Annotated in this window: 24 protein-coding genes; 23 read left to right on the forward strand and 1 reads right to left on the reverse strand. The window is 45.4% G+C overall.

Annotation, left to right across the window (positions count from 1 at the left end):
• The first annotated feature begins 7 nt into the window (after positions 1-7).
• The 23 genes from ACYVG7_RS03445 to rfbB all read left to right on the forward strand — a co-directional run bounded on the left by ACYVG7_RS03445 (position 8) and on the right by rfbB (position 25,854).
• Positions 8-760, forward strand: a complete 753-nt coding sequence (locus ACYVG7_RS03445) for a capsule biosynthesis GfcC family protein (RefSeq protein ID WP_460881852.1) — start codon at positions 8-10, stop codon at positions 758-760.
• Positions 757-2,865, forward strand: a complete 2,109-nt coding sequence (locus ACYVG7_RS03450) for a YjbH domain-containing protein (protein ID WP_460881853.1) — start codon at positions 757-759, stop codon at positions 2,863-2,865. Before ACYVG7_RS03445 ends, ACYVG7_RS03450 begins: the two co-directional genes overlap by 4 nt.
• Positions 2,866-2,936: 71 nt before the next feature.
• Positions 2,937-4,346, forward strand: coding sequence for an undecaprenyl-phosphate glucose phosphotransferase (locus ACYVG7_RS03455; RefSeq protein WP_460881854.1), 1,410 nt, complete (start codon positions 2,937-2,939; stop codon positions 4,344-4,346).
• Between the two features lie 49 nt (positions 4,347-4,395).
• Positions 4,396-5,397: a 2Fe-2S iron-sulfur cluster-binding protein gene (locus tag ACYVG7_RS03460; RefSeq protein WP_460881855.1), complete on the forward strand. Its 1,002-nt coding sequence runs from the start codon at positions 4,396-4,398 to the stop codon at positions 5,395-5,397.
• A 4-nt stretch (positions 5,398-5,401) separates the two neighbouring features.
• A complete protein-coding gene (gene rfbF, locus ACYVG7_RS03465) occupies positions 5,402-6,175 on the forward strand; it encodes a glucose-1-phosphate cytidylyltransferase (protein ID WP_460881856.1) in 774 nt (257 codons plus the stop codon).
• Positions 6,176-6,180: 5 nt separating this feature from the next.
• Positions 6,181-7,260, forward strand: a complete 1,080-nt coding sequence (rfbG, locus tag ACYVG7_RS03470; protein ID WP_460881857.1) for a CDP-glucose 4,6-dehydratase — start codon at positions 6,181-6,183, stop codon at positions 7,258-7,260.
• A gap of 114 nt (positions 7,261-7,374) precedes the next feature.
• A complete protein-coding gene (gene rfbH / locus ACYVG7_RS03475) occupies positions 7,375-8,688 on the forward strand; it encodes a lipopolysaccharide biosynthesis protein RfbH (RefSeq protein WP_460881858.1) in 1,314 nt (437 codons plus the stop codon).
• Between the two features lie 15 nt (positions 8,689-8,703).
• On the forward strand, positions 8,704-9,573 hold the full coding sequence (locus ACYVG7_RS03480) for an NAD-dependent epimerase/dehydratase family protein (RefSeq protein WP_460881859.1): 870 nt from the start codon (positions 8,704-8,706) through the stop codon (positions 9,571-9,573).
• Positions 9,570-10,586 carry an NAD-dependent epimerase/dehydratase family protein gene (locus tag ACYVG7_RS03485; protein ID WP_460881860.1) on the forward strand — a complete coding sequence of 339 codons (1,017 nt, stop codon included), beginning with the start codon at positions 9,570-9,572 and terminating at the stop codon, positions 10,584-10,586. Before ACYVG7_RS03480 ends, ACYVG7_RS03485 begins: the two co-directional genes overlap by 4 nt.
• Positions 10,586-11,917: a lipopolysaccharide biosynthesis protein gene (locus ACYVG7_RS03490; protein ID WP_460881861.1), complete on the forward strand. Its 1,332-nt coding sequence runs from the start codon at positions 10,586-10,588 to the stop codon at positions 11,915-11,917. The genes ACYVG7_RS03485 and ACYVG7_RS03490 overlap by 1 nt, the downstream gene beginning before the upstream one ends.
• On the forward strand, positions 11,886-12,920 hold the full coding sequence (locus tag ACYVG7_RS03495) for a glycosyltransferase family 2 protein (RefSeq protein WP_460881862.1): 1,035 nt from the start codon (positions 11,886-11,888) through the stop codon (positions 12,918-12,920). The genes ACYVG7_RS03490 and ACYVG7_RS03495 overlap by 32 nt, the downstream gene beginning before the upstream one ends.
• The gene (locus tag ACYVG7_RS03500) at positions 12,913-14,022 is read left to right on the forward strand and encodes a glycosyltransferase WbsX family protein (RefSeq protein WP_460881863.1); all 1,110 of its coding nucleotides are present in this window, start codon (positions 12,913-12,915) and stop codon (positions 14,020-14,022) included. Before ACYVG7_RS03495 ends, ACYVG7_RS03500 begins: the two co-directional genes overlap by 8 nt.
• An 84-nt stretch (positions 14,023-14,106) precedes the next feature.
• On the forward strand, positions 14,107-15,396 hold the full coding sequence (locus ACYVG7_RS03505) for a hypothetical protein (RefSeq protein ID WP_460881864.1): 1,290 nt from the start codon (positions 14,107-14,109) through the stop codon (positions 15,394-15,396).
• The gene (locus tag ACYVG7_RS03510) at positions 15,396-16,055 is read left to right on the forward strand and encodes an acyltransferase (RefSeq protein ID WP_460881865.1); all 660 of its coding nucleotides are present in this window, start codon (positions 15,396-15,398) and stop codon (positions 16,053-16,055) included. The genes ACYVG7_RS03505 and ACYVG7_RS03510 overlap by 1 nt, the downstream gene beginning before the upstream one ends.
• Before the next feature lies 1 nt (position 16,056).
• Entirely contained in the window at positions 16,057-16,884 is an 828-nt protein-coding gene (locus ACYVG7_RS03515) for a glycosyltransferase family protein (RefSeq protein ID WP_460881866.1), read from the forward strand.
• Positions 16,884-17,999 carry a glycosyltransferase family 4 protein gene (locus ACYVG7_RS03520; protein WP_460881867.1) on the forward strand — a complete coding sequence of 372 codons (1,116 nt, stop codon included), beginning with the start codon at positions 16,884-16,886 and terminating at the stop codon, positions 17,997-17,999. The genes ACYVG7_RS03515 and ACYVG7_RS03520 overlap by 1 nt, the downstream gene beginning before the upstream one ends.
• On the forward strand, positions 17,996-19,093 hold the full coding sequence (locus ACYVG7_RS03525) for a DUF1972 domain-containing protein (RefSeq protein WP_460881868.1): 1,098 nt from the start codon (positions 17,996-17,998) through the stop codon (positions 19,091-19,093). The genes ACYVG7_RS03520 and ACYVG7_RS03525 overlap by 4 nt, the downstream gene beginning before the upstream one ends.
• Positions 19,094-19,197: 104 nt before the next feature.
• Positions 19,198-20,892 (forward strand): PglL family O-oligosaccharyltransferase, encoded by a 1,695-nt coding sequence (locus ACYVG7_RS03530; RefSeq protein WP_460881869.1) that lies wholly within the window; start codon positions 19,198-19,200, stop codon positions 20,890-20,892.
• 73 nt (positions 20,893-20,965) lie between these two features.
• Positions 20,966-22,132, forward strand: a complete 1,167-nt coding sequence (locus tag ACYVG7_RS03535) for a nucleotide sugar dehydrogenase (protein ID WP_460881870.1) — start codon at positions 20,966-20,968, stop codon at positions 22,130-22,132.
• A 261-nt stretch (positions 22,133-22,393) separates the two neighbouring features.
• Positions 22,394-23,281, forward strand: coding sequence for a dTDP-4-dehydrorhamnose reductase (gene rfbD / locus ACYVG7_RS03540; protein ID WP_460881871.1), 888 nt, complete (start codon positions 22,394-22,396; stop codon positions 23,279-23,281).
• 45 nt (positions 23,282-23,326) lie between these two features.
• Positions 23,327-24,223 (forward strand): glucose-1-phosphate thymidylyltransferase RfbA, encoded by an 897-nt coding sequence (gene rfbA / locus ACYVG7_RS03545; RefSeq protein ID WP_460881872.1) that lies wholly within the window; start codon positions 23,327-23,329, stop codon positions 24,221-24,223.
• A complete protein-coding gene (gene rfbC / locus ACYVG7_RS03550) occupies positions 24,210-24,755 on the forward strand; it encodes a dTDP-4-dehydrorhamnose 3,5-epimerase (RefSeq protein ID WP_460881873.1) in 546 nt (181 codons plus the stop codon). Before rfbA ends, rfbC begins: the two co-directional genes overlap by 14 nt.
• A 31-nt stretch (positions 24,756-24,786) precedes the next feature.
• Positions 24,787-25,854, forward strand: coding sequence for a dTDP-glucose 4,6-dehydratase (gene rfbB, locus ACYVG7_RS03555; RefSeq protein WP_460881874.1), 1,068 nt, complete (start codon positions 24,787-24,789; stop codon positions 25,852-25,854).
• A gap of 96 nt (positions 25,855-25,950) precedes the next feature.
• Here the strand turns inward: rfbB and ACYVG7_RS03560 are convergent.
• The coding region (locus tag ACYVG7_RS03560; protein WP_460881875.1) for a hypothetical protein at positions 25,951-26,221 on the reverse strand (271 nt) is incomplete at its 5' end.

Raw genomic sequence — 26,221 nt, forward strand, 5'->3', positions numbered from 1 at the left:
CCAGATTATGAAAGCCACGCTATGTATCATGGGCGCCCTGTTGTGGACCAGCGCTGCTGCAGCGGTTGAAATCCAGGTCCAGGGACCTGCCGCGGATCAGCGCCAAGAGCTGAGCCTTGCTGAAGGGAGCCGCCTGGATGCCGCTTTGGGACAATTAACCCACCCGGAGGCCATCTATTGGCCTGCCAGCCGGATCACCAATGCGGAACAGGATCGGAAAATCCAGGCCGAGCAGCAGGCGTTGATTCAGCGGCTGACGACGCTGATGTTGACGGCGGAGCAGGACTATCAACCGACGCTTGCCTATAACAGTCGGCTGATGTTGCAGTTGGTCAGCGGCCTGGTTGTGGCGGGTCGCCTAGAGGCAAAACTGGATCCGGACTGGGTGCGCATTCGTACTGAAGCCAATCCGCTGCTAGCTGGAAATTACCGGCTGCTGCTGGCTGCCCGTGAACCTCAGGTTCATCTCTATGGCCTGATGGCCAGCCCGGCAAGCGTCAGCTTGGTTCCGGGGCAAGACGTGGCCGCTTATCTTCAGGGACGAGAGTACTTCACCGGAGCTGAGCAGACTCAAGTGATGCTATGCCAGCCCGATGGCCGGGTGCAGCAAGTGCCGATTGCCTACTGGAATAAGCTGCATCGGGAGCCGATGGCCGGAGCTGCACTCCTGGTCGGCTTTGCCGATGGCACACTTCCTGCCGAATATTCTGATCTCAACCTGCGTATTGCCAAGCTGATTGCTGCCCGGACTACCCTATGATGAAGTTGCCTGTATTTTCCTTGAGTCTGATAGCTCTAGCTATTTCAAATACCACACATTCCGAAACAATGCCGTCACGATTCGACCGCAGTGAGCCTTCGCAATCGGATTTTGGTGGTGTGGGTTTATTACAGATGCCATCCGCTCGTATGGCTAGAGATGGTGAATTCAGCGCAAGTTATCACGACAGCAAAGAGTATCGACGTTGGGCAGTTTCTGTTCAAATTTATGATTGGCTGGAAACAACACTTCGTTATACCGACACTAGAACTAAACCCTATAGTTACAATCCAGGTTTTAGTGGCGATCAAAGTCACAAGGATAAAGGCATCGATTTTAAATTTAAGTTACTCGATGAAGGATATTGGGCACCCCAAACCGTTTTTGGTGTTAGAGACTTTGCGGGCACAGGTTTATTTGATAGCGAATATCTCGCGGCGTCAAAGCGTTGGGGGGATATCGACTTCACTTTGGGCATGGGCTGGGGGAATATGGCAGAGAGTGCGAATATATCCAACCCATTCTGTAACTATAAGGAGTCGTTCTGTATTCGCCCTGGATTTAATGGTATTCCGGGTGATTTTGAATTGGGCAATATGTTTCATGGTTCAGCGGCATTGTTTGGTGGCATCGAGTATCAAACACCATGGAAACCATTGCGTGTTAAAGTCGAATATGATGGAAATGACTACAGCCAAGAATATGCGGGTGTTATTAATCAATCAACACCAATAAATGTTGGCCTGGTTTATAAAGCAACAAGCCTGTTGGATACCACAATAAGTTACCAACGTGGCAACACCCTGATGTGGGGATTTTCGTTACAAACAAACTTTAATGATATAGCCAATGTGAATGTTGACGAACCGCGTCACGAATACCAAGCTAAGTCTGACGTAGACAATTCAGTCAATTGGGATGAAGTGGGCTCTGCATTAACAAACAACGCTGGAATTAGTAATCCTGAGATATATGTCGATGACAAAAATAGCGTTGTCACTGTCATGGGTGAACAGAAAAAATATCGATATCGTAGTGAAGCCGATCAACGTGCAAGTATCATACTGAACAATAGCTTAACTGATACGGCCGATACATATAAGTTCATTGACACAAGAGAAGGCTTGCCTGTCGAGCAAAGAACAGTTGTTGCTGAGCAATTGGAAGCTAAATATTCTGGTGAATATCTTGGTCAGCAGGGTACCGAAGTAAAGAATAATAAATCTCCAGAGCCAATAGCTGGCAGCATGGTTTATTCCTCTAATAAATCGCCGTTTGATTATTCGTTCACTCCGACCTTGCAACAATCATGGGGTGGTCCGGAAGCATTTTATTTATATCAGATTGGTTTGAATACGAGTGCTGACTTTCATGTGAATAGCAACATGTGGTTAACCAGTACTATCTATTTGAATTGGGTTGATAACTTCGATAAGTTTAATTATACGGCACCACCGAATGATGGTACGGACCTCCCTCGAGTTAGAACACATGTTCGTGAATATGTTGCATCTTCAGACTTGCTGCTGAACAATTTACAAGCATCGTGGATGGATGAATTAAAGCAGGACCTGTATGCCCAAGCATATACTGGTTATCTGGAAATGATGTATGCCGGGGCTGGTGCCGAATTTTTATACCGGCCATATGGGGCAAGCTGGGCATTAGGTGTCGATGGAAACTATGTTCGCCAACGCGACTGGAATAATACGCTGAAACTGGCCGACTACACAGCTAAGACAGGACACGCTACTCTTTACTGGCAGATACCATTGCTAGAATCAACGCTGGCTAAAATAAGCGTTGGTCAGTATTTGGCCGAGGATAAAGGTTTTACCTTGGATCTTTCCAGACGATTCGATAGCGGCATTATCGCGGGAGCGTTTGCTACTATTACTGATGTGAGTGCCGAAGAGTATGGCGAGGGGAGCTTTACTAAGGGGTTCTACGTAAGTATTCCATTGGATCTCCTTCTCGTTCATCCGACGACACGAGTTGGCTCTATCGTATGGATTCCTTTGACCCGTGACGGTGGCCAAATGCTGGGAAGAAAATATGGCCTTTATACGCTGACGGAGCCTGCAGGTATTATTGATAAAAAATAATAAGAAGTTAGGGAGTCAATGCTGATTAGCAATTGACCTATGACCATATAAAATATAAAGGAGCACTGAATATGCCACCAATTAAGCACGGGGTATTGAGATCAAACGCTTCGACAATAGCTGTTCTCCAGCGGTTCTTTGATGTGGCATTGATCGCGGGTAGCCTGATTGTGTTATTTCAATTGAATGATCAACGTTGGACTATGGCTTCGTGGGTCTGTTTATTGAGCACACTGGTTCTCTTTCAACTTATCGCAGAAGGGAGTGATTTTTATCGTTCATGGCGTGGTATCGGCGTAACCAGAGAAATAAAGCAAGCGGTAATCATATGGTCAGCTAGTTTTTCAGTTTCAAGCCTGATGGGTTTTTACAGTGATTTTTTACCCTCACTGGACTTGCAGCTACAACTTAAATGGTATGTCTCAGCCTTGATCCTGATGAGCATGGTAAGACTGCTTCTCCGCTCCGCTATCGGTTATATGCGCTCAAAAGGATATAACCAGAGAATGGCTGCAATTGTTGGTCTTAATCCGGTTGCGTTTCATCTTGCTGAGCAGATTCAATCCTCTGCGTGGTTGGGTATTAAAGTGCTTGGCTTTTATGATGATCTAGGCGAAGGTCATCGAATGATTGGCACAGAGCCGCTACCTGTTTTGGGTGAGTTGGAACAACTCGTTAATGATGCTAGAGCCGGTGTGCTAGATCGCATTTATATAGCTTTACCCATGAATCAAGAAAAACGAATCCGCTACTTGATTTCAGAACTTTCAGATACTACCTGCTCAGTCTTGCTCGTGCCTGATGTTTTTACCTTTAATCTATTACATTCGCGGGCATTAGACGTGAATGGTGTTCCGTTGATTTCAATTTTCGATACGCCGATGTTTGGCTTAAATGCAATTATAAAGCGAATTGAAGATATTGTTTTGGCTTCTATGATTACAGTTTTAATTTCTCCCGTTCTGATCATAATCGCTGTTGCTGTCAAGTTGACATCACCTGGTCCTGTTGTTTTCAAACAACGGCGATATGGTATCGACGGTAAATCTATAGAAATATGGAAATTCAGGTCGATGTCTGTAATGGAAAATGGTGATAAAGTTGTACAAGCCACTAAAGGCGACAGTCGATTGACCTGTATCGGTGGTTTTTTACGTGCGACGTCATTGGATGAACTCCCGCAGTTTATTAATGTGTTAAAGGGTGACATGTCGATCGTTGGTCCTCGTCCACATGCGGTCGCCCATAATGAAGAGTATCGTAAGTTAATTAAAGGCTACATGCTTCGCCATAAAGTTAAACCAGGAATTACGGGCTGGGCTCAGGTTAATGGATGGCGAGGTGAAACTGATACTCTGGAGAAGATGGAACGTCGAGTAGAGTTTGACCTCGAATATATTCGTAGTTGGAGCTTGTGGTTAGATTTAAAGATCGTATTTTTCACTATTTTTCGTGGGTTTATAAACAAAAATGCATACTAGATTCACAGTTATAGCATCTATATTGTGAGTGGAAGTTGGTGGGCGAGTAATGGATAATTTGATTGAGTTGCACCCTTCTGGTGTCACATTTTATGCTGAAGGCGAACAATCGCTTCTGCAAGCCGCACAGAAAAATAATATTGTGCTGGAACACAGTTGTGGTACCGGACAATGTGGTGCCTGTAAGGCCAAGGTGCTGGCCGGTGAGGTTGAGTTTGTAGATACCTACTCGGTATTAACCGAGGATGAGAAAGCAGAGAATATTGTTCTGACCTGTACCAGTCGGGCGAAAACATCCGTGGAGCTCGATGCAGAATATTATCCCGAGCTGGCAAGTATCGTAAAAAAGACACTGCCATGTAAAATTGCCGATATGCAATTTCCGACGGCAGATGTGGCCATATTACGGCTGCGTGTACCACCTACCGCGAGTTTTAATTACCTGCCGGGGCAATATCTGGATTTAACCGCCAGTGGCATCACCCGCAGTTATTCGATTGCCAGTGCCGCCGTCGAAAATAACCAACTGGAATTGCATATCCGCAAGGTAGTAGGTGGCCAGTTTAGTGAAATGGTGTTTGGCAGCTTCAAGCCAGAACAACTTCTCCGCCTGCATGGCCCACATGGTTCGTTTTTCATCCGCAGTGGTGATCGTCCCTTAATCTTTTTAGCTGGTGGTACCGGCTTTGCTCCGGTCAAAGCCATGGTTGAATCCCTGATCGCCAATCACGACGCTAGACCCATTCATATCTATTGGGGACAGCGGACCGTAGAGTCAATCTATTCGGAGTTGCCAGCCCAATGGGCTCGCGATTATCCCCATATCCAGGCTCATGTCGTGGTTTCTGATGATGAGACATGGAGCGGGCGTCAGGGCTTTGTGCATCAGGCTGTCGTGGCTGACTTTCCAGATATGAGTGGTGTCGAGGTCTATGCTTGTGGCTCCGCCGCGATGATCTCGGTAGCAAAAAATGCGTTTATACAACAAGGGCTGGAAGAAAAGGCATTTCATTCAGATGCCTTCTTACCTGCTGTGACCCAACGAGGATAATCGGATGAAAGCTGTAATTTTGGCGGGTGGGCTTGGTACTCGCCTGAGTGAAGAAACTGTTGTAAAGCCCAAGCCCATGGTCGAAATCGGCGGTAAGCCGATCCTCTGGCATATCATGAAGATGTACTCTGCCCATGGTATCAATGACTTTGTGATTTGCTGCGGCTATAAGGGCTATGTGATCAAGGAGTATTTCGCCAATTACTTCCTGCATATGTCCGATGTCACCTTCAATATGCGTGAAAATCGGATGGAGGTGCATCACAAGCGTGCAGAGCCCTGGAATGTCACTTTGATTGATACTGGAGATGCTTCCATGACCGGTGGCCGCCTCAAGCGGGTGGCCGAATATGTCAAAGATGATGAGGCGTTCCTGTTTACCTACGGTGATGGCGTTTCCGACGTCAACATCCGCCAGTCCATCGACTTTCACCTCAGCCACGGCAAGTTGGCGACCCTGACTGCCACCTTCCCACCAGGACGTTTTGGTGCGCTGGATATCCAGAATAAACAGATCCGCGCCTTCCAGGAAAAACCCAAGGGCGATGGTGCCATGATCAACGGCGGCTTCTTCGTACTGAGCCCCAAAGTCATCGATTTGATTGCCAATGATGCGACCACTTGGGAGCAGGAGCCTTTGATGACTCTGGCCGAACAGGGTCAGTTGATGGCCTTCGAGCACGGCGGTTTCTGGCAGCCCATGGATACCCTGCGTGACAAGCACTACTTGGAAGGCTTGTGGGAAAGTGGCAAAGCCCCCTGGAAGGTATGGGAGTAACAACGGTGATTGACGCAAAGTTCTGGCAAGGCAAGCGTGTGTTTGTCACAGGCCATACCGGCTTTAAAGGCGGTTGGCTGAGTCTGTGGCTCGAAGAGATGGGTGCTACGGTACGGGGTTATTCCTTGCCTGCGCCTACCGAGCCCAGCCTGTTTGCGGTGGCCAGTGTCGGCAGTGGTTTGTTGTCCGAAGAGGGCGATATTCGCGATTTTTTCCATCTACGTGAGGCCCTGAGCGATTTCAAACCCGAGATCGTGTTTCATATGGCGGCTCAACCTCTGGTGCGCCTCTCCTATGACGATCCGATAGAAACCTACTCGACCAATGTGATGGGGACTGTCTATCTGCTGGAAGCCATCCGCCGTGTCGGTGGCGTCAAGGCGGTGGTCAATATCACCAGCGACAAATGTTACGAGAATCGGGAATGGGTCTGGGGCTATCGGGAAGACGAGGCCATGGGCGGTTACGATCCCTACTCCAACAGCAAGGGCTGTGCGGAGTTGGTGGCCTCATCGTTTCGGAACTCATTTTTCAACCCGAAAGAGTATGCCAAACACGGCGTCGCACTGGCCTCAGTGCGCGCCGGTAATGTGATTGGCGGCGGTGACTGGGCGCTGGATCGACTGATCCCGGATATTCTGCGCTCGTTTCAAAACGATCAGCCGGTGGTGATCCGTAATCCCCACTCCATTCGCCCCTGGCAGCATGTTCTCGAACCGCTTTCCGGCTATCTGCTGGTGGCGCAAAAGCTGTACACCGAGGGCTGTGGCTTTGCCGAAGGCTGGAATTTTGGCCCGAACGATAACGATGCCCAGCCGGTGCAGTTTATCGTTGAGAAGATGGTGCAACTGTGGGGCGGCGATGCCTGTTGGCAACTGGATGGTGCCGACCATCCCCACGAAGCCCATTACCTCAAGCTCGATTGCTCCAAGGCCAAGATGCGAATGGGCTGGCACCCGCGCTGGGATCTGGTGACCACCCTGGGCCGGATCGTCAATTGGCACAAGGCCTGGCTGGCCGGTGAAGATATGCGGGCTCTGAGCCTCCAAGAGATCCGCGACTATATGGCCGCCAAGGCCGGTTAAACCGCTTATATCGGCGGGCCAGAGTTGGCCTGCCTTCGTTTTCGCCTCGTCAGCGGCCGCGCCCGAGAGCACGGCCGCGATCTGGCCCAAACCATTGAACAGGAAACAAGACGAATGACAGCTCAAGCTTTGCGTGAACAAATCTCCGGACTGGTTGCCCAATATGCCGAACAGGCATTGGCTCCCAAACCCTTTGTGGCCGGTAGCAGTGTGGTACCGCCCTCCGGCAAGGTGATTGGTGCACGGGAACTGCAACTGATGGTCGAAGCCTCGCTGGATGGCTGGCTGACCACAGGTCGCTTTAACGATGCGTTCGAGAAGAAGCTGGGCGAATACATAGGTGTGCCGTATGTGTTGACCACCACCTCTGGTTCATCCGCCAACCTGCTGGCTCTGACGGCGCTGACCTCCCACAAGTTGGGTGAGCGTGCACTCAAAGCTGGTGATGAAGTGATTACCGTCGCCGCAGGTTTCCCGACCACCGTCAACCCGACCATGCAAAACGGCCTGATCCCGGTATTTGTCGATGTGGATATCCCGACCTACAACATCGATGCCGCCTTGATTGAAGCCGCCATCACCGACAAGACCAAGGCCATCATGGTCGCCCATACTCTGGGCAATCCCTTCAATCTGGCGGAAGTGCGCCGCATTGCCGACAAGTACAACCTGTGGCTGATCGAAGATTGCTGCGATGCCCTGGGCACCAAGTATGATGGCAAGATGGTCGGCACATTTGGCGACATCGGGACCGTCAGTTTCTATCCGGCCCACCACATCACCATGGGTGAGGGCGGGGCCGTGTTCACCAAGTCCAGTGAGCTGAAGAAGATCATCGAATCCTTCCGCGACTGGGGCCGGGATTGCTATTGCGCACCGGGTTGTGATAACACCTGCGGTCACCGCTTTACCCAGCAATTCGGCTCCCTGCCGCAGGGTTATGATCACAAGTACACCTACTCCCACCTCGGTTACAACCTGAAGATCACCGACATGCAAGCGGCCTGTGGTCTGGCCCAGCTGGAGCGCGTGGAAGAGTTTGTCGAACAACGGAAAGCCAACTTTGCCTACCTGAAGGCCGGCCTTGCCAATTGCGTCGAGTTCCTCGAATTGCCAGAAGCCACCGTAAACTCAGAGCCCTCCTGGTTTGGTTTCCCTATCACCCTGAAAGAAACCAGCGGCGTTAGCCGGGTTGATCTGGTGAAGTTCCTGGATGAAGCCAAGATCGGCACCCGCTTGCTGTTCGCTGGCAACCTGACCCGCCAGCCCTATTTCGCCGATCGCAATTACCGTGTGGTAGGTGAGCTGACCAATACCGATCGCATCATGAACCAGACCTTCTGGATCGGTATCTACCCGGGCCTGACCCATGATCATCTGGATTATGTGATCGCCAAGTTCGAAGAATTCTTTGGTGTCAGCTTCTAACGAGAGGTGGGGGAAGTGATTCCCCGTTTAACTATGAAAATCCTAATTACAGGCATTGGTGGTTATCTCGGTAGTCAGCTGGCCAATGCCTTAATCACTGAACATGAAATAGCAGGAACAGTGCGTTCAAGTTCCAAATTAGATCGGATCTGTAACCAAGATAAAATCACCTTTATCGACGTGGATAAGACTGATTGGTCCGAACAGATAAAAAGTTTCAAGTCAGATGTAGTGATTAATACGGCTGCCTTGTATGGCCGCAAGGGTGAATTATTATCCGATCTGATCCACGCCAATATCGCCTTTCCGCAACAGATCTTGGAATGCATTGAACATGATGCCGTATTTATAAACTGCGGTACGTCATTGCCAGCATCGGTCAGTTTATATGCCATGACCAAGAACCAGTTTGTCGACCTGGCAAAGGAATACTGCAAATCTCATAGTATTAAGTTTGTGAATCTACGGCTCGAACATTTTTTTGGTGCCAATGACGATCCGAGTAAGTTTACAACCTATGTCATTCATCAGTGTGTAGCGAATCTACCCTTGCGACTGACCGATGGTAATCAACAGCGTGACTTTATTTACATTGCTGATCTGATCTCGGCATTTAAGTGCATCCTCAGTTCATTGAATCAATTAAACAGTTTTGAGAGTATTGATATTGGTTCAGGAATAGCGTTAAAAGTCCGAGAATTTGTCGAGTTAGTCGCTGCAGTAACAAAAACTAATTCAGAGATTGAGTTCGGTGCCATTCCCATGCGTGAGAATGAGCTGATGTATAGTTGTGCCGATACACATCAAATAGAAACACTTGGCTGGAATTTAAATTATAAACTGCCAGATGCAGTAGCTGACATGATTAATAAGGAACGAGTATGAAACTTTTAATTACGGGTGGTTGTGGTTTTCTTGGTAGTAATCTTGCGTCACATGCCATCCAGTCGGGGATGGATGTGATTGTATTCGACAATCTCTCTCGGTTTGGTTCTACTGAAAATTTAAAATGGTTGCAATCGATAGGTAAATTTACATTTGTTCACGGTGATATCCGCAATAAGAATGATGTGACGCGTCTGATCGCAAAGTATATGCCAGATAATATCTTCCACCTCGCTGGGCAAGTGGCTATGACTACTTCCATCGACAACCCACAAATGGATTTTGAGGTCAATGTTGGCGGCACAGTGAATGTGTTGGAAGCGATTCGTCTTTTTAACCCTGAGTGTGGTGTTATTTATTCATCTACCAATAAAGTCTATGGTGATCTTGAGCAATTTACGTATCGTGAAACTGAAACACGGTATGAATGCATTGAAAAGCCCAATGGTTTTGATGAATCCGTCCAATTGACCTTTCATTCTCCTTATGGTTGTTCTAAAGGGGCAGCCGATCAATATATGCTGGATTATGCGCGTATTTTTGGTTTGAAGACAGCTGTGTTCCGTCACTCATCTATGTATGGCGGACGCCAGTTTGCCACCTACGATCAAGGATGGATCGGTTGGTTTTGTCAAAAAGCAGTTGAGGCTAGTCGAGGGAGCAAGGAGTTATTTACCATTTCTGGTAATGGCAAACAGGTCAGAGATGTCTTGCATGCAGATGATATGATTTCACTCTATTTTTCCACGCTTGGTTCTTTAGATAAGGCGAAGGGGAATGCATTCAATATTGGTGGGACAATCCGTAATAGTTTGTCATTGCTTGAGTTATTTGAATATTTGAATAAGGTTGCTTCGACCGAACTAGTTTTCACAAAATTGCCAGTAAGAGAAAGCGATCAAAAAGTATTTGTTGCAGATACAACTAAGGTGAAGTTGTTGACTGGGTGGCAGCCTCAGGTTTCATTCCAAGATGGAATTGAAAAAATGTATAACTGGTGCAAACAGTTGTGATGAATAGAACACAAAAGCTGTTTAAAAGCATAAAACTATCTTTAGCTGCGAAAGTTTGTGGGATCTTGGTGTCATTGATGATGACGCCGATTCTTTATAAAACCCTCGGCACGGAAAAATATGGAGTATGGGCAACAATTTTGCCCATATTCACATGGTTTACATTTTTTGATTTCGGTATCGGGAATGGGTTGAGAAATGTAATTACCGAATGCGTAGCATTGCATGACTATGCAAAGGCGAGGAAATACATATCTAATGCATTTCTAATGTGTTCTTTATTTGGTGCTGTATTTTTTGTACTATTATTACTGTTTATATTTTTTCGATTGATATTTCCGAATTTGGTAGTCATTGAACTTGATAAAGATGTTCTTTATAGTGTTTATGTGGTTATTGGGGCGGCGATACTTGCATTTGTTTTTGGGTTAATAAATCATTTACACCACTCATTGCAACAATCTTACTATGTCATTTATAGTCAACTTTTAAATAGTGTCATTATTCTGTTGTTGTTATGTCCTGTATATCTACACTTTATAGATAATTCAGTTTTATTTACATCAAGTATCTATTCGTTTTCACTTGTGTCATCTTTAATTGTTTCTGCGTGGCTATTTTTTAGAAAATATAAATTTTTGATTCCGCTTATAGAGGATTTCAACTTGAATCCCAAGTTTTTTGTATTAAAAACGGGATCTGCATTTTTTATCCTCCAATTGTCATCATTAATTATATTTTCGTCTGACAAACTAATGATAACTTCATTCGTAGGTGCAGCAGAAACATCAGGTTATGACATTGCATATAAATATTTCAGTATTGTCGTTTTTTTACAATCAATAATAACAACTCCTTCGTGGGGGGCCGTCGCTGATGCAGTAGCAAGAAAGGATACACCATGGATTGATAAAGCAGTGAAAATTCAATTGGGTGGGTTTGTTTTAATACTGATATTGCTTGTCTCATTGCTACTTATGTCTAGTTATATTTTTCCACTATGGATCGGAACTGATTTTAAAGTGGATAAATCTATGCTGTTATGGATGGTGTTGTTTATTAGTATAATGTCATGGAATAATATATTCTCAGCTATGTTGAGCGGTGCTGGAGTTTTGCGTTTTCAGGTTCTTTTCGCGTTAATGGCTGTAGTTATAAATATCCCACTTTCTATCACGCTGCTAGTATATTTTGAGTTATCAGCTGAGTCAGTGTTGATGTCCACCTCGATTAGTCTTTCCTTATTCGCTATCTTTGCACCTTACGTCTTGCGGAAAAAAATACAAGAGGTTAAATCCAGTGTTGTTAACTGTTGCAATTCCAACATATAACCGGCTTTCCTGCCTTGTCGAAACAATTGATGCAGTAATCCCCCAGTTGTTAGAAATTAATACCAAGGAGCCGGGGCTCGTAGAACTCCTGATATGTAATAATGCATCTACTGATGGCACAACTGAGTATCTGATTACACTTAAAGAAAACTATCCTTTCATTAGTTTACACAATGAAGAGATAAATCTTGGGATCGATGGAAATATTCACAATTGTGCTCTGCATTCAAAAGGGAAGTATGTTTTTTCATTGTCAGATGATGATATCCCTGAAAGCGGCATTATTTTAAAAATTGTAACCAATATTAAAAAATTCAAAGAAGAAGAGAGGGATGGTTTATTTATTTTTCTAAATGGCTATGTGTTCTCTGGTGAATATGCCAACACTCTACCTAAACATAATCGGATATTTAAAGAAGATGTCGAAGACGTAGTATTCAACGATAAGCAAAGTTTTGTTGAGCATGTTGGAGTTTGGGCGACATTTGTGTCATCATTTGTTTATGATAGAGAAAAATGGTTGATAGCAGCTGAAGACCGGAGATTTATAGGCACTGATATTTATTTGTCTTATGTTCTATATTCCATGTTGAGGAATTGCTCCAAAATGATTGTTTTGTCGAATCCGCTAATTGCGATTAGATCTCAATATAGCGGAAATTATAAAATCATTAAGGCATTTTGTGTCGAATGGAGTAATCTTCTTAATAATGTATCTATCGTGGAATGGGGCTACTCAAAGCACATGAATAGAAAAATATTCAAGACATCTTTTTATAGGAATCTCATTAATAAAGTGATAGATGTAAAAAAGTCAAATTCATTTGTGCCGGATGCTGAACTGTCCGCAGTTATGGTTGCATTACAGGACTATCCTTTGGAACGAATTTTAATGAAACTGTTTTTATCGGTAAATTATAGAGTTATTCTTCTTTGTAAAAAAATAATGACTATTTGCGGTGTCAAAACGAATAACTTCATGATCGGTGGCAAAAATGGCTAAGTTTATTGCTTTTTATCTTCCCCAATTTCACCCAATTCCTGAGAATGATCAGTGGTGGGGCAAAGGCTTTACTGAGTGGACCAATGTATCTCAAGCTAGACCGCGTTTTCGTGGGCATTATCAACCACATATCCCAGCCGACCTCGGGTTTTATGATTTACGACTTGCAGAAACTCGGCAAGAACAGGCTAAGTTGGCGGCAGACAATGGTATTTATGGCTTTTGCTATTATCACTATTGGTTCAATGGCCATAAGTTATTAGAACGGCCAACTGAGGATATTCTCAAGTCCCAAGAGCCTGATTTCCCGTTCTGCTTATGCTGGGCCAATGAAACCTGGAGCCGGACATGGAGCGGCGAGGATCGCTATGTTTTGATCAAGCAAGAGCATTCGCGCGAAGATGACATAGAGCACTTTAAGTATCTGCTCTCGTTTTTTACCGATCCGCGATACATCTGCGTTGATAATAAACCAATGTTTATTGTGTATCGCCCGGATCTGATCGCTGATGTTGAAGGAACTTTGCTCTTATGGCGTCAGATGGCGGTGGATGCAGGAGTTCCGGGTCTGCATCTGGTCGCCGTGTATAACAATTTTTCACTGACGGATGAACAAGGCTTTATCAAGAAAGGTTTTGATGCCGTTATCGAATTTCAACCGCACAAGCGATATATACCCAAGCAAGCACTGGTTCGCCGTGTGGCAAACAAGCTGAAGAGTCTGGTGAATGAGTGTTACCGGAAACTACGTAAGACCCATGACGTACTCTTCGTTACGACGCACCGCCACTCGTATCAGAAGTTAAAGGATAATGCGATTCGTGGTTTACAGAAACATCAGCAGCCTGGGGTTAAAGTCTATCCGTCGGTGATCCCGTCATGGGATAACAGTGCGCGCCGTAAAGATGGCTCTCGCGTGATCCAGAATCTGGATCCGCAACCGTTTGGTGAATGGTTGCAGCATGCGGCAACCTCAGTCGCTGATTATCAAGATGATAATTTTGTCTTTATCAATGCCTGGAATGAATGGGCCGAAGGGGCTCATCTTGAACCGGACCTTGTCTGTGGGCATGGATTTATTGATGAAGTTAAAAAAATATAGCTAGTTGCGGAAGGTGATTTATCAGGCATGAATATATCCTATGCCTGATTACCTTATCATCATTTGGTTTATTAAGAAGTCGATATGAATTTTCTAGTGTCGAACAAGTATATATGTTATTTGTTTTTGCTGGCGATGCCTTGGTATTGGGTTGAATCTTTTATTCTTGTACATGCTCAATATTCAGGCGTTGAATTGTATTCTGCGATATTCTTGATGATTAAGTTGTTTATGATTTTTATACCACTGAGTCTCTGGTATTATCATTATGGTGTGGCACGGGGTAGGGCTAAACTTCTTGTTTGTTATTCAATTGTTTTGTTTGTATATGTACTCGTTGGGTTGAAAGCAGGATATGAAATAACAAATATAATTTTGTCTATAAAAAACATATACTTTTGGTTATTTGTTCTCATTGTGTGTTATTCACTCAACGTCAAGTTCCCATCACATCAGTCAATATTTTTGGTCACCATATTATTTTTCTCAGCACTAATGAATGTGGTTTATTCTATATATATCGATTTGACATACTCAGGAAACCCTACGGATTTTTATTTTTATGATCTATATAATGATAAAGGCCTGTTTGTCATCTATAACTTTATCCGTGATGGGAAGGTTAGAGCGTTTGGTTTCGTTGGGTCGAAGCTAACACTGTCCCAATTGTATATTATTCCTGTACTACTGAGTTCCTTTTTGGTTTTATATTTTAAGAGTAATAAACTAAAGTTATCAGCATTTGTGCTTGCTTGTCTTTTTAATTATGGATTGTGGATTACCGCTACGAGAAATCCTTATTTGGCGATGTTTTTTTCCGGCTTGGTTTTCTTGTTTTTTAGCATATTTGGTATTACTAGGTTTAGGTTTTTCGTTGTTTCCATATGTCTCTATGCCTTCAGTATTTATTTAGTACTCTTACTCTCAGATGCGGGAATCGGGGATGAGTCCTCTAAAGCTCGTATACCCATGCTTTTGAGTTTTCTTGAGCAATTAACAGATAAGCCATTTGGACACGGTATTGGCAGCACGGGGATAGCATCTGGCTCTTATCCATTCTTTTTTGAGTCTTCGTTAGCTACGATATTTATGGATTTGGGTGTCATTGGCGGACTGTTTTATTTTGGTATCATTATCTCATTAAGCTTTGAAATGATTAGAACTGCAAAATTTACACACCGTCCAATACTGAAATCTGTGCTGATGACGTCAGGTTTTTCTTTGCTGTCCCTTTTCTTTTTATCGAACTTCACTAACATTTACGATTCAAGTTTATTCGTGTTTGCAATAATTTCTGCATTTGCACTAAATGTTTATAACATGCCATACACGGTTTCTGTTGTTGACACTGCTCGAGTTGGGAAGTTGAAATAATGCTGATGGGGTTTGGAATGATATTTCGAGTTTTAGGTTCTTCTTTAAATAAATTTGATTTGATTAGGCTTTGTGCTGTGAAATTTATTGCAATAATGCGTGGGTTTATTTTCAAAGCAAAACCTATTTTTTTGGGGAAAGGTACAACCATATATTTTAGAAGTAACATTCATATTGAGTCAGGCGTGTCGATTGGTGACTATTCTATATTGAGTGGCCTTGGACGTGATGGACTATATATTGGTAAAAAGACGTCCATTGGTGCTTTTTGTCGAATTGTTGTCTCTACGACGCTCAATAATCCTGGGGCCTATATAAAAATTGGCGAGAAAGTCGGGATTGGTGAATACAGCTCCTTGGGTGGTAGTGGTGGATTGTCGATTGGAAATAATACGATAATCGCCCAGTATTTCAGCGCTCACCCTGAGAATCATAATTTTGATGATCTTTCAAAACCTATTCGTGAACAGGGTACCACACGGGCAGCCATTGCTATCGGCAATGATTGTTGGATTGGTGCTAAGGTAACGGTATTAGCAGGTGTAACCATTGGAAATGGTGTAGTTATTGGTGCTGGATCAGTTGTGACGAAAAGTATTCCTGATAATGCTATTGTTGTTGGTAATCCCGCCAGAATCGTAAAGTATCGTGGGCAATGATATGAATGTAGTTTTTCTGATCGTTGTTTATTCGACAGTGCCTAGTCAAACCAAAACACTTCGCTCATTAACAGCATTAAATTTTGCCTCATCTGGTATAACTCCGCGGATCTGCGTCTGGGATAACTCTATTTATGGGTTTGACGACGAAGAGTTTATATCATCTCATGCAATTCAAAGATTTCATTGTGGGGAAAATACCTCACTAGCTAAGGTATACAATAAAGTAATAAAAGAATTATCGGATTATGATTTTCTGGTCATACTTGACGATGATACTGTAATTACAGATGATTATCTGGCTGGGATAAAATCTGCACATGCAGAAGCCGCAGATATTGGAATTCCAGTTATTAAATTAAATGGAAAAATTATTTCTCCTGGCATCCTCGCTGGCGTTCATGGTAAGTCAATAGATAACATCAATCCTGGTCTTACCCAGATTGGAAATTTCACTGCTATGATGAGTGGGACTTGTATCTCTAAGCAGGTAATTTCTAGTGGCTTGCGTTTTGACGAACGGTTAAGTTTTTATGGTGTCGACACCCGATTTTTTAGAGATTGTTCTAAAGCTAATTACTCTCTATTTATTATGCCTGTCGATGTGGAACATGACTCGGCATTACGAAATGTTAACATCGATGATAAATCCAGACTCATCAGGTTGAACAATCTGATGTCTTCCTGGTTTTTGGTTTTTGATGATATGCCACGCTATAGATTTCGGATTTTTTGGTACTCGCTCTATTTTGTTTTTAAGCAAGTGGTCAAATATAGGAAAATCCGATATCTATCCTTGTTGTCGCAATTAAAGGGTTCGTTACAATAATGCCTCATGAAAAGAATATTTTATGTTTACACCAAAGTGCTGAGTTGTACGGTTCGGATCGCAGTTTTTTTTCTGCCGTTAGTGGGTTAGTATCTGCTGGTTATGTGCCGCAGGTTGTATTGCCATTTACTGGGCCGCTGGCCAAATTATTCGATACTGAAGCCATCAGCACTCAGTTCTATCCGTATGGCATTCTCCGTAAAAATGGTTTGAAAAAGCCATTTTCATATACGTTAGAGTTGATTCGCTCATTTTTTTACTATCTGATTCTGTTTGGTAAATTTCGTTGCATTTATATTAATACCGTGGTGATGCTGGCGCCGCTGGTTGCCGCTATATTTTACCGCTTTAGTTCAAAGTCGATTGTTTGTCATGTGCGAGAAATTCCTGGCAAATGGTTGTTGCGGTTCTTCAAGATTTTATTTCGATTATCAAACGTAAAGTTAATCTATAACTCCAATGCCACTCGGGACGCATTTGGTCTTTCAGGTACCGTTATTTATAACGGCGTATCAGAGCCTGAATTTGGTTCACCCTCAACTCGGGATGATAAGAGCCATTTATTATTAATTGGCCGGATCAATACCTGGAAGGGGCAACTGTTACTGCTACAGGCATTGGCTGGTTTACCCCGTGAGATCTTGAGCCAGATTGCAGTGAAAATTGTCGGAAGTCCATTTACCGGCTATGAATACCTTCTTGACGATATTCGTAGCTTTATCGCGCAAAACCAGCTTGCCGCTTGCGTCACTCTGCATGATTTTGTTGCTGATCCTGCCGATATGTATCGCTGGGCTGACTATGTTCTGGTGCCATCGATCAAGCCTGAACCTTTCGGACGCGTGGCGATCGAAGCATTTTCATATGCCAAGCCGGTCATTGCGGCCGGCCACGGTGGTTTGCCAGAAATTGTTACTGATTCGTTGAATGGGCGTCTTTTCCCGCCATCGGATGTTCATGCCTTATCCAATATTTTACTGGCATTACCATCGGTCATGTCGGATGAATATAAAAAACTGTCTGCAGCGGCATATCAGACATATCAGGACCATTTTTCTGAGCATGCTTATAAAAATTCAATTATTTCTTATTTTGATGGGTTAATGAAACGATGAAGTCTTTATCAATTCTTGGCATCCGCGGTATTCCAGCTGCGCATGGCGGTTTCGAAACATTTGCCGAATTTTTGGCATTATATTTACAATCGCGCGGCTGGCAAGTAACTGTGTATTGTCAGGAGGAGAGTGGTTCATATCGTGAATCCGAATGGCAAGGTATACGACTTATTCATATTCCGGTGACAACCCGCGGCGCGCTAGGTACCATTGAATTCGATTTTAGGACCGTGCTCCATTCGCTGAAAGGCTCTGATCTTTTATTAACACTTGGCTACAATACGGCATTGTTTAATTTATTACACTACGCCGCTGGCCGTAATAATATTATCAATATGGATGGTATTGAGTGGCGTCGAGATAAGTGGGGCGTCATTGCCAAAACCTGGTTTTGGCTTAATGAGCGCTTCGGATGTTGGTTTGGAACTCATTTAGTCGCCGATCATCCTCGCATTGCCGATCACTTGGCTAGCCGAGTATCCCGCAGCAAGATCACTATGATCCCGTATGGCGGTCGACATATCGTAGATGCCGATGTCGCCATCTTGGATCGATATAATTTAAAACCACAGCAATACTTGATTGTTATTGCTCGTGCCGAGCCGGAAAACTCCCTGTATGAAATTGTTTCTGGTTTTGTGCAGCGACCTCGAGATATAAAATTGGTCGTATTGGGGCATTATGATCCCTTGACGAATCCATTTCATGCTCGTGTTATGTCAATCGCCAATGCGGATGTTATATTTCCTGGAGCTATCTATGCGGCTGAGGATATATCAGCTTTGCGTTATTACGCACTAGCCTATATTCATGGTCACCGCGTTGGCGGAACGAACCCTTCTTTGGTTGAGGCGCTTGGAGCCGGCAATGCCATCATAGCGCACGATAACCATTTTAATCGTTGGGTGGCAGCCGATGGTGCTATTTATTTTAGTGATACATCATCTTGTGATTTACGGATCACTGAATTAACAAGCTCCCAAGATTTAGTTCATAAGTTGCAGCGTGAATCTCAGGCTATATTTAGTCAGAGATTCACTTGGAATAAAATTCTTGCGGAATATGAAATAATGTTGGAGCGATATCTGGGTTAATCATTTTCACATTCGATGGTCTGGATTAAACGAACCTTTTTCTCATTGATGAGCAGAGGAGCTTGGCTCCTCATTATATTTTTTCTTTCGTTGGTGTCGGTGATATGCAACAGAATATCAAATTGTTACAGCGCATTTTCTTTGTCATCAGCGGTATTTTCTGGCTGCTGGGTATGCACTATTTTATGCATAATCCGGGTGGTTCTGGCTTATATCTACCATTCAATATGCTCGATTGGGCATTTGTGGCTATCCTGTCGGCAATCGGTCTTTGGGCTATTACGCTCACCGGAATGATTTCAATACCCAGAGCCTACTATTGGTTTTTATTCGGATTCGCTGTTTTGCTGATCCCGCTATTCGCTCATCAGCATATATCCTATACGGCGGGTCTACCGCGGATGCTGGGTATAGCCGCTGGTTTTATATTACTATTCAGTCTTCATCAGCTCCAATTTAGCCGTGAACAGCGCATCTTGCTGGTTTATGTTTTGCTGGGTGCTGTCGCTGTTGAGGCACTATTTGCACTGGTTCAGTATTTTATCTTGCGCCCTGGTAACTGGATTGGCTATAACACAATCATTAATCGACCATATGGCATATTTCAGAAAGATAGCGTGCTCTCCAGTTTTTTGGCCATGGGGGTTGCTATCAGTTTTTATCTTTCCTGTTTTGATTCTTTGTTTGATAAAGTGTTGTGGCGCAGATGTTTAGTCTATTTTGTTCTTTTTGCGTCAGGGCTACTGCTAGTGGTTATCTTCTCTCGAGCCGGGCAGGTGGGCGCTATATTGGTTGTTGCTTGTTATGTGTTAGTTGGCTATGGTCGATCTAACCAAAGATTGCTATTTATTGTGCTAGGTATTGGTTTCCTAATTGGTGTTTTATGTGGCGTATTTTCATCAGGCGGAAGGCCTGAGTCTGCTAGTTATATAGATACTGCTGTTTACCGTTTAGTATACTGGCATCATGCGTTTGAAATGTTTTTAGCCAAACCATGGTTAGGTTATGGTTATGGTGCTTTCCCGGCTTCGTTTTTGACAACCTTTTTTTCTGCGGAGGGACCTACTGGAGAATGGTTTCTGCCAGAAGCTGTGAAAAACCTGGATCACCCCCATAACGAGGTATTTTTCTGGCTGGTTGAAGGCGGGCTGGTTGCTATTTCCGGTCTGTCTATTATCTGCTTTGGCTGGTATCAAATGCTCAAGGGGAATTCTTGGCGTCACACGGTTGCCTTATTTGCCTTACCACTACCACTGCTGTTTCATTCACTGGTTGAATATCCATTTTATCACTCAACTGCTCACTGGGTTGCGTTAATGTGGTTGCTATGGTTTACCTCGGAAGAACAGGATAATTATCTTAGCTATAATGTCCAGTTTACATTTTTATTACGAAGCATGGTTGTCATTCTCACTGTTCCTGTAGTTATGTTTATGCTTAGTGGATTACAGGCGGCATATTTAATAACCCGTTTTGAGCGAGAAGGCATGCAAAATCCTTCTTTGCTGTTGCGTGTGGAAAACCCTATACCATGGCATTTGCGTTATATGTATCATGTGATGTCTTTGCGCCTAAATAATGGTCTAGCAACTCGAAACTCTGCTGAAATACAGGCCTATGTCGATTGGGCTGCCGAGTTTGTGATATTATCACCTAATGCCGCAGTATACTATAATACATATATTGCCTTGTTGTCATTAAATAGAAATAAAGAGGCTATGGAATGGCTTTCTATGGGCAAAAAATTGTTTCCAAACGATCGTATATTTGACCGATTGGAAAAGTCGAATAAATCATAATGTCTCCATCCGGATTGTGGTTTTTCAGTCGTCAATATTATAAGCACAAGATTAGTTATGAGGAGCACTCGTTGTGAAGATTGCAATTGCCGGGACTGGTTATGTTGGATTATCGAATGCTATTTTACTAGCTCAGCATCATCAAGTCGTCGCTCTGGATGTAATTTCAGATAAAGTCGAGCTAATCAATAAAAAACAATCGCCAATTGTTGATCGTGAAATTGAAAGTTATTTGCGCGACATTTCATTACGGCTGGTTGCCACCACCGATAAAGAGCTGGCCTATCGGGATGCTGATTATGTGATTATTGCCACTCCGACGGATTATGATCCGCAAACCAATTATTTTAACACCACATCTGTGGAATCGGTTATTCGTGATGTATTAGCTATTAACCAAACTGCGGTTATGGTGATTAAGTCGACGGTTCCAGTTGGTTTCACCGAGCGGGTCCGAACTTTATTCGGTTGTGATCGTATTATTTTTTCGCCAGAGTTTTTGCGTGAGGGCAAGGCTTTATATGACAACTTGCACCCCTCACGAATTATTGTTGGTGAGCGCTCTGAGCGGGCACGAGTTTTCGCTGAGCTACTGCTAGAAGGCGCAATCAAGACAGACATTCCCGTGTTGTTTACCGACAGTACAGAAGCGGAGGCTATCAAGTTATTTGCCAATACCTATTTGGCTATGCGAGTCGCCTATTTTAATGAGCTAGATACCTATGCCGAGACTCACGGCCTTGATAGCCGTCAAATTATTGAAGGCGTTGGGCTCGATCCACGCATTGGCAGTCATTACAACAATCCATCATTTGGCTATGGCGGTTATTGTTTGCCGAAGGATACCAAGCAGTTATTGGCGAATTATAATCAGGTTCCGAATACGTTGATTCGGGCGATTGTCGATTCCAATACCACCCGTAAAGATTTTATTGCCGATTCGATTATTCGTCGAGAGCCTAAGGTGGTCGGCGTCTATCGATTGATCATGAAGAGTGGTTCAGATAATTTTCGTGCTTCCTCGATCCAGGGTGTTATGAAACGCATTAAAGCGAAGGGCATTGAGGTTGTGGTGTATGAACCTGTGTTACAGGAAGACAAGTTTTTCAATTCCCGAGTAATTCATGGACTTGAAGATTTCAAGCAGATGTGTGATGTGATTATTTCCAATCGTATGGCTCCTGAATTAGCGGATGTGGCTACCAAGGTTTATACCCGTGACTTATTTGGTAATGATTAGTTCAGTTTTCGCTTGAGCGTTTTATGCTTTATTGTGGGTCTGATGTAAATAGTGATGGAGCTATTTGCATCACTATTTTAATTTCGCTATTTAATTCTTTCGAACCTTGTAATAGCTCTTGGAATTATCAGCCTTATATTGTTCGAACCATAGCGTAAACAGAGCTTGGTCGTTATGCCCCAGCTTGGTAATATCGGCACCGTTTTGTGAAGGCAGACCTTGTTCCTTTAACAACAAGCTCACTAACCCTATGAGGTTGTCATGGTAGGTAAGTTATTAGTAACTGGTTTCAAGGGCCAAGTTGGTCACCGCTTGATGCAACAAGGTCAAGCTCTGGGCTGGCAGGTGCTTGGTGTAGATAGGGACGAACTGGATATCACTAAGGGCGCTGATGTTCAGAAACTGGTTGCTGAGTTTGCTCCTGATGTCATCATCAATGCCGCGGCGCACACAGCGGTTGATAAGGCTGAAGTGGAAATCGATGCCTCCTATGCCATCAATCGCGATGGTCCGGCATATCTCGCCGAGGCGGCGCATAGCGTCGGTGCTGTGATGCTGCATATCTCCACCGACTATGTGTTTGCTGGTAATAAGGATGGTCTCTACATCGAGACCGATGCAGTTGATCCCCAAGGTGTTTATGGTGCCTCCAAGTTGGCAGGCGAAGTCGCTGTTGCTGAGCACTGCCCGCGACATCTGATCCTGCGCACCGCCTGGGTATTCGGCGAACACGGCAATAATTTTGTGAAGACCATGCTGCGTTTGGGGGCCCAACGCGACAGCCTGGGGGTAGTGGCCGATCAATTCGGTGGTCCGACCTATGCCGGTGACATTGCGGCGGCCCTGTTGACCATGGCCGAGCAGGCGTTGCAACCGGACTTTAGCGCTTGGGGCGTTTATCATTTTGCCGGCGAGCCCCATGTCAGCTGGCACGGTTTTGCGACTTCTATTTTCAACGCCGCTGTGGCGCAGGGGCTGTTAACTCGCTCCCCTCAAGTCAATGCCATTGCCACCCGTGATTACCCGACGCCGGCCCAGCGGCCTGCCAATTCACGTCTCGATTGTTCGCGCATCAACGCGATTTTTGGCATTATGCCCAGCAATTGGCAGAGCGCCTTGTCAGATTTAAGACCCTATATGCCAGCATGAGTTCTGGCATGAACGATTAAGCAACCATAAATACGAGAAAAGAGCATGAAAGGTATTATTCTGGCCGGGGGCAGTGGCACTCGGTTGCACCCGGCAACCATAGGTGTCAATAAGCAGTTATTGCCGGTGTACGACAAACCGATGATTTACTACCCCTTGACCACGCTGATGCTCTCCGGCATCCGCGAAATATTGATCATCAGTACCCCGAACGATCAAGCGACCTATCAGCGTATTCTGGGTGACGGTCAGCAGTGGGGGCTGGATATTCAGTATGCGGTACAACCCAGCCCGGATGGCCTGGCCCAGGCCTTTTTAATCGGTGAGCAATTTATTGGTCAGGATTCAGTCTGCCTGATCCTCGGCGATAATATTTTCCACGGCCATGGCCTGAGTGAGACCTTGCAGCAGGCTGCCAGCCAACCGAGCGGGGCTACGGTGTTCGGCTATTACGTGCAAGATCCAGAGCGCTATGGTGTGGTCGAATTCAATAAGCAGGGCCAAGCGATCTCGATTGAAGAGAAGCCGCTGCAGCCGAAGTCCAACTACGCGGTGACCGGACTCTACTTCTACGACAATAGCGTGGTCGAGATTGCCAGGCAGATCACCCCCTCTGCGCGTGGTGAGCTGGAAATCACCGACGTCAATAATGTCTATCTGCAGCGCCAGCAATTGCGGGTGGAGCGTATGGGCCGTGGTACCGCTTGGCTGGATACCGGGACTCATGACTCGCTGCTGGATGCCTCTATTTTTATCCGCGTGTTGGAAAAAAGGCAGGGACAGAAGGTGGCGAGTCCGGAAGAAACTGCGTTCCGTATGGGCTTTATTGACGGCGCTCAATTAGAAAAATTGGCCCAACCGCTGCTCAAGAGTGGCTATGGCGCCTATCTGATGCGCGTGTTGAGTGAACAACAAGAGTGGAACGACGATGAACATCATTGAGACTTTGATCCCCGAGGTGAAGATCCTGGAACCTCATGTCTTTGGTGATGAGCGCGGCTTCTTTATGGAAACCTGGCGTGACGATTGGTTTAACACCCAAGTTTGTGCGCGCCGATTTGTGCAGGATAACCACTCCAAATCCCGGCAGGGGATATTGCGCGGGCTGCACTATCAAACCGAGCAGACCCAGGGCAAGTTAGTCCGTGTCGTCTCCGGCGAGGTATTCGATGTGGCGGTGGATATGCGCAAGGATTCCGCCACCTTTGGCCACTGGGTTGGCGTCTTGCTCTCGGCCGAGAATAAACGACAGCTGTGGGTACCGGAAGGGTTTGCCCATGGTTTCTATGTCACCACCGAATCTGCCGAGTTTGTTTACCGCTGCACCGATTATTACAACCCGAGCGCCGAACACTCTGTGCGTTGGGATGATCCGGATCTGGCCATCGAATGGCCGTTGGTCGAGGGTCAAGCGCCGTCGTTATCGGCCAAGGATGCCCAAGGTGTCTGGTTCAAGGATGCGGTTACCTTCTAATCAATAGAATTTGTTTATTTAGGAAATAGAAATGCGAAAACTGCTTGTGACCGGCGGTGCCGGTTTTATCGGCGCCAACTTTGTGCATTATTGGCTGGCCCATCACCCGGCCGATCGGGTGGTTGTGTTGGACGCCCTAACCTATGCCGGCAATATCGAAACCCTGAAGCCACTGATGGGTAACCCGAACTTCCGCTTTGTGAAGGGCAATATCTGCAACAACGAGCTGGTAGAGCTGCTGTTGCGTGAAGAGGGGATCGATACCCTGGTGCACTTTGCTGCCGAATCTCACGTCGATCGCTCGATTACCGGACCGGATGCCTTTATCGAGACCAATATCATCGGCACTCACAGCCTGCTCAAGGCAGCCCGAGCTGTCTGGCTGGCCGATCCGGCTAACCCGCTGCCACACCGTTTCCATCATGTCTCCACCGATGAGGTGTATGGCACTCTATCGTTGACCGATCCGGCGTTTACCGAAGAAACGGCGTATGCGCCGAACTCGCCCTACTCCGCTTCCAAGGCAGCGTCGGATCATCTGGTGCGTGCCTATTTGCACACCTATGGCCTGCAGGTGACCACCAGTAACTGCTCCAACAACTATGGCTACTATCACTTCCCGGAGAAGCTGATCCCGCTGTGTCTGACCAATATTCTCGACAGCAAGCCGCTGCCGATCTATGGCGATGGCAAGCAGATCCGCGACTGGCTGTTTGTGGAAGATCACTGCCGCGGTATCGAGCTGGTGCTGGATAAGGGCATGGTGGGCGAGACCTACAATATCGGTGGCGTCAACGAGTGGCAGAATATCGATATCGTCAATCTGGTTTGCAAGCTGGTGGATGCCGAGTTCGCCGCCGATGCGTCGCTGGCTACCCGCTATCCAAAGGCCCCGCAAGCTCGTGGTGAAGGCGCGGCGTCGCTCATTACCTATGTGACGGATCGCGCCGGTCACGACCGCCGTTATGCGGTCGGTACCGACAAGATCCGCACCGAGTTGGGTTACGTGCCGCAAGAAACCTTCGAGACCGGCATCGCCAAGACCATCAAGTGGTACCTGGCCAATGAAGCCTGGTGGCGGCCGCTGAAAAAAGCCTGATAGATTCTGGATATTAATGCGTCGATAAACGGCTCCTTCGGGAGCCGTTTTTATTTGCCTGATTTCACTTACCCGATTGCAGGCTGTGCTAGCCCATCACATAAGCATCGCGAGCTTCGCTTGCTCTACACGGGTGCCATTTTGTTTCGAGGCACCGGATTCTGCCATTGCGCCTTGGTTTTTATATAGGCATAAGCATCGCGAGCTGCGCTTGCTCCACACGAGAGCGGTTTTGTTGCGAGGTATGGGTTTTGCCGTTGGGCTCTGCTTTTTTGTAGGAGCAAGCGTAAGCGCCCTTGAATCGGCATCTTTTTTTCCCAAAATCAGCTCGTCACACTTGAAATCCATTACCTCTTCGCTGGATTTT

The sequence above is a fragment of the Pseudaeromonas pectinilytica genome, assembly GCF_054780855.1.

Coding starts and splice junctions, on each gene's coding strand:
- ACYVG7_RS03505 (WP_460881864.1), top strand. CDS start 14,107: ATGAATTTTCTAGTGTCGAACAAGTATATATGTTATTTGTTTTTGCTG.
- ACYVG7_RS03525 (WP_460881868.1), top strand. CDS start 17,996: ATGAAGTCTTTATCAATTCTTGGCATCCGCGGTATTCCAGCTGCGCAT.
- rfbA (WP_460881872.1), top strand. CDS start 23,327: ATGAAAGGTATTATTCTGGCCGGGGGCAGTGGCACTCGGTTGCACCCG.
- ACYVG7_RS03490 (WP_460881861.1), top strand. CDS start 10,586: ATGAATAGAACACAAAAGCTGTTTAAAAGCATAAAACTATCTTTAGCT.
- ACYVG7_RS03455 (WP_460881854.1), top strand. CDS start 2,937: ATGCCACCAATTAAGCACGGGGTATTGAGATCAAACGCTTCGACAATA.
- ACYVG7_RS03460 (WP_460881855.1), top strand. CDS start 4,396: ATGGATAATTTGATTGAGTTGCACCCTTCTGGTGTCACATTTTATGCT.
- rfbC (WP_460881873.1), top strand. CDS start 24,210: ATGAACATCATTGAGACTTTGATCCCCGAGGTGAAGATCCTGGAACCT.
- ACYVG7_RS03515 (WP_460881866.1), top strand. CDS start 16,057: ATGAATGTAGTTTTTCTGATCGTTGTTTATTCGACAGTGCCTAGTCAA.
- rfbF (WP_460881856.1), top strand. CDS start 5,402: ATGAAAGCTGTAATTTTGGCGGGTGGGCTTGGTACTCGCCTGAGTGAA.
- ACYVG7_RS03520 (WP_460881867.1), top strand. CDS start 16,884: ATGCCTCATGAAAAGAATATTTTATGTTTACACCAAAGTGCTGAGTTG.
- ACYVG7_RS03510 (WP_460881865.1), top strand. CDS start 15,396: ATGCTGATGGGGTTTGGAATGATATTTCGAGTTTTAGGTTCTTCTTTA.
- ACYVG7_RS03530 (WP_460881869.1), top strand. CDS start 19,198: ATGCAACAGAATATCAAATTGTTACAGCGCATTTTCTTTGTCATCAGC.
- ACYVG7_RS03485 (WP_460881860.1), top strand. CDS start 9,570: ATGAAACTTTTAATTACGGGTGGTTGTGGTTTTCTTGGTAGTAATCTT.
- rfbD (WP_460881871.1), top strand. CDS start 22,394: ATGGTAGGTAAGTTATTAGTAACTGGTTTCAAGGGCCAAGTTGGTCAC.
- ACYVG7_RS03445 (WP_460881852.1), top strand. CDS start 8: ATGAAAGCCACGCTATGTATCATGGGCGCCCTGTTGTGGACCAGCGCT.
- rfbB (WP_460881874.1), top strand. CDS start 24,787: ATGCGAAAACTGCTTGTGACCGGCGGTGCCGGTTTTATCGGCGCCAAC.
- ACYVG7_RS03450 (WP_460881853.1), top strand. CDS start 757: ATGATGAAGTTGCCTGTATTTTCCTTGAGTCTGATAGCTCTAGCTATT.
- ACYVG7_RS03500 (WP_460881863.1), top strand. CDS start 12,913: ATGGCTAAGTTTATTGCTTTTTATCTTCCCCAATTTCACCCAATTCCT.
- rfbH (WP_460881858.1), top strand. CDS start 7,375: ATGACAGCTCAAGCTTTGCGTGAACAAATCTCCGGACTGGTTGCCCAA.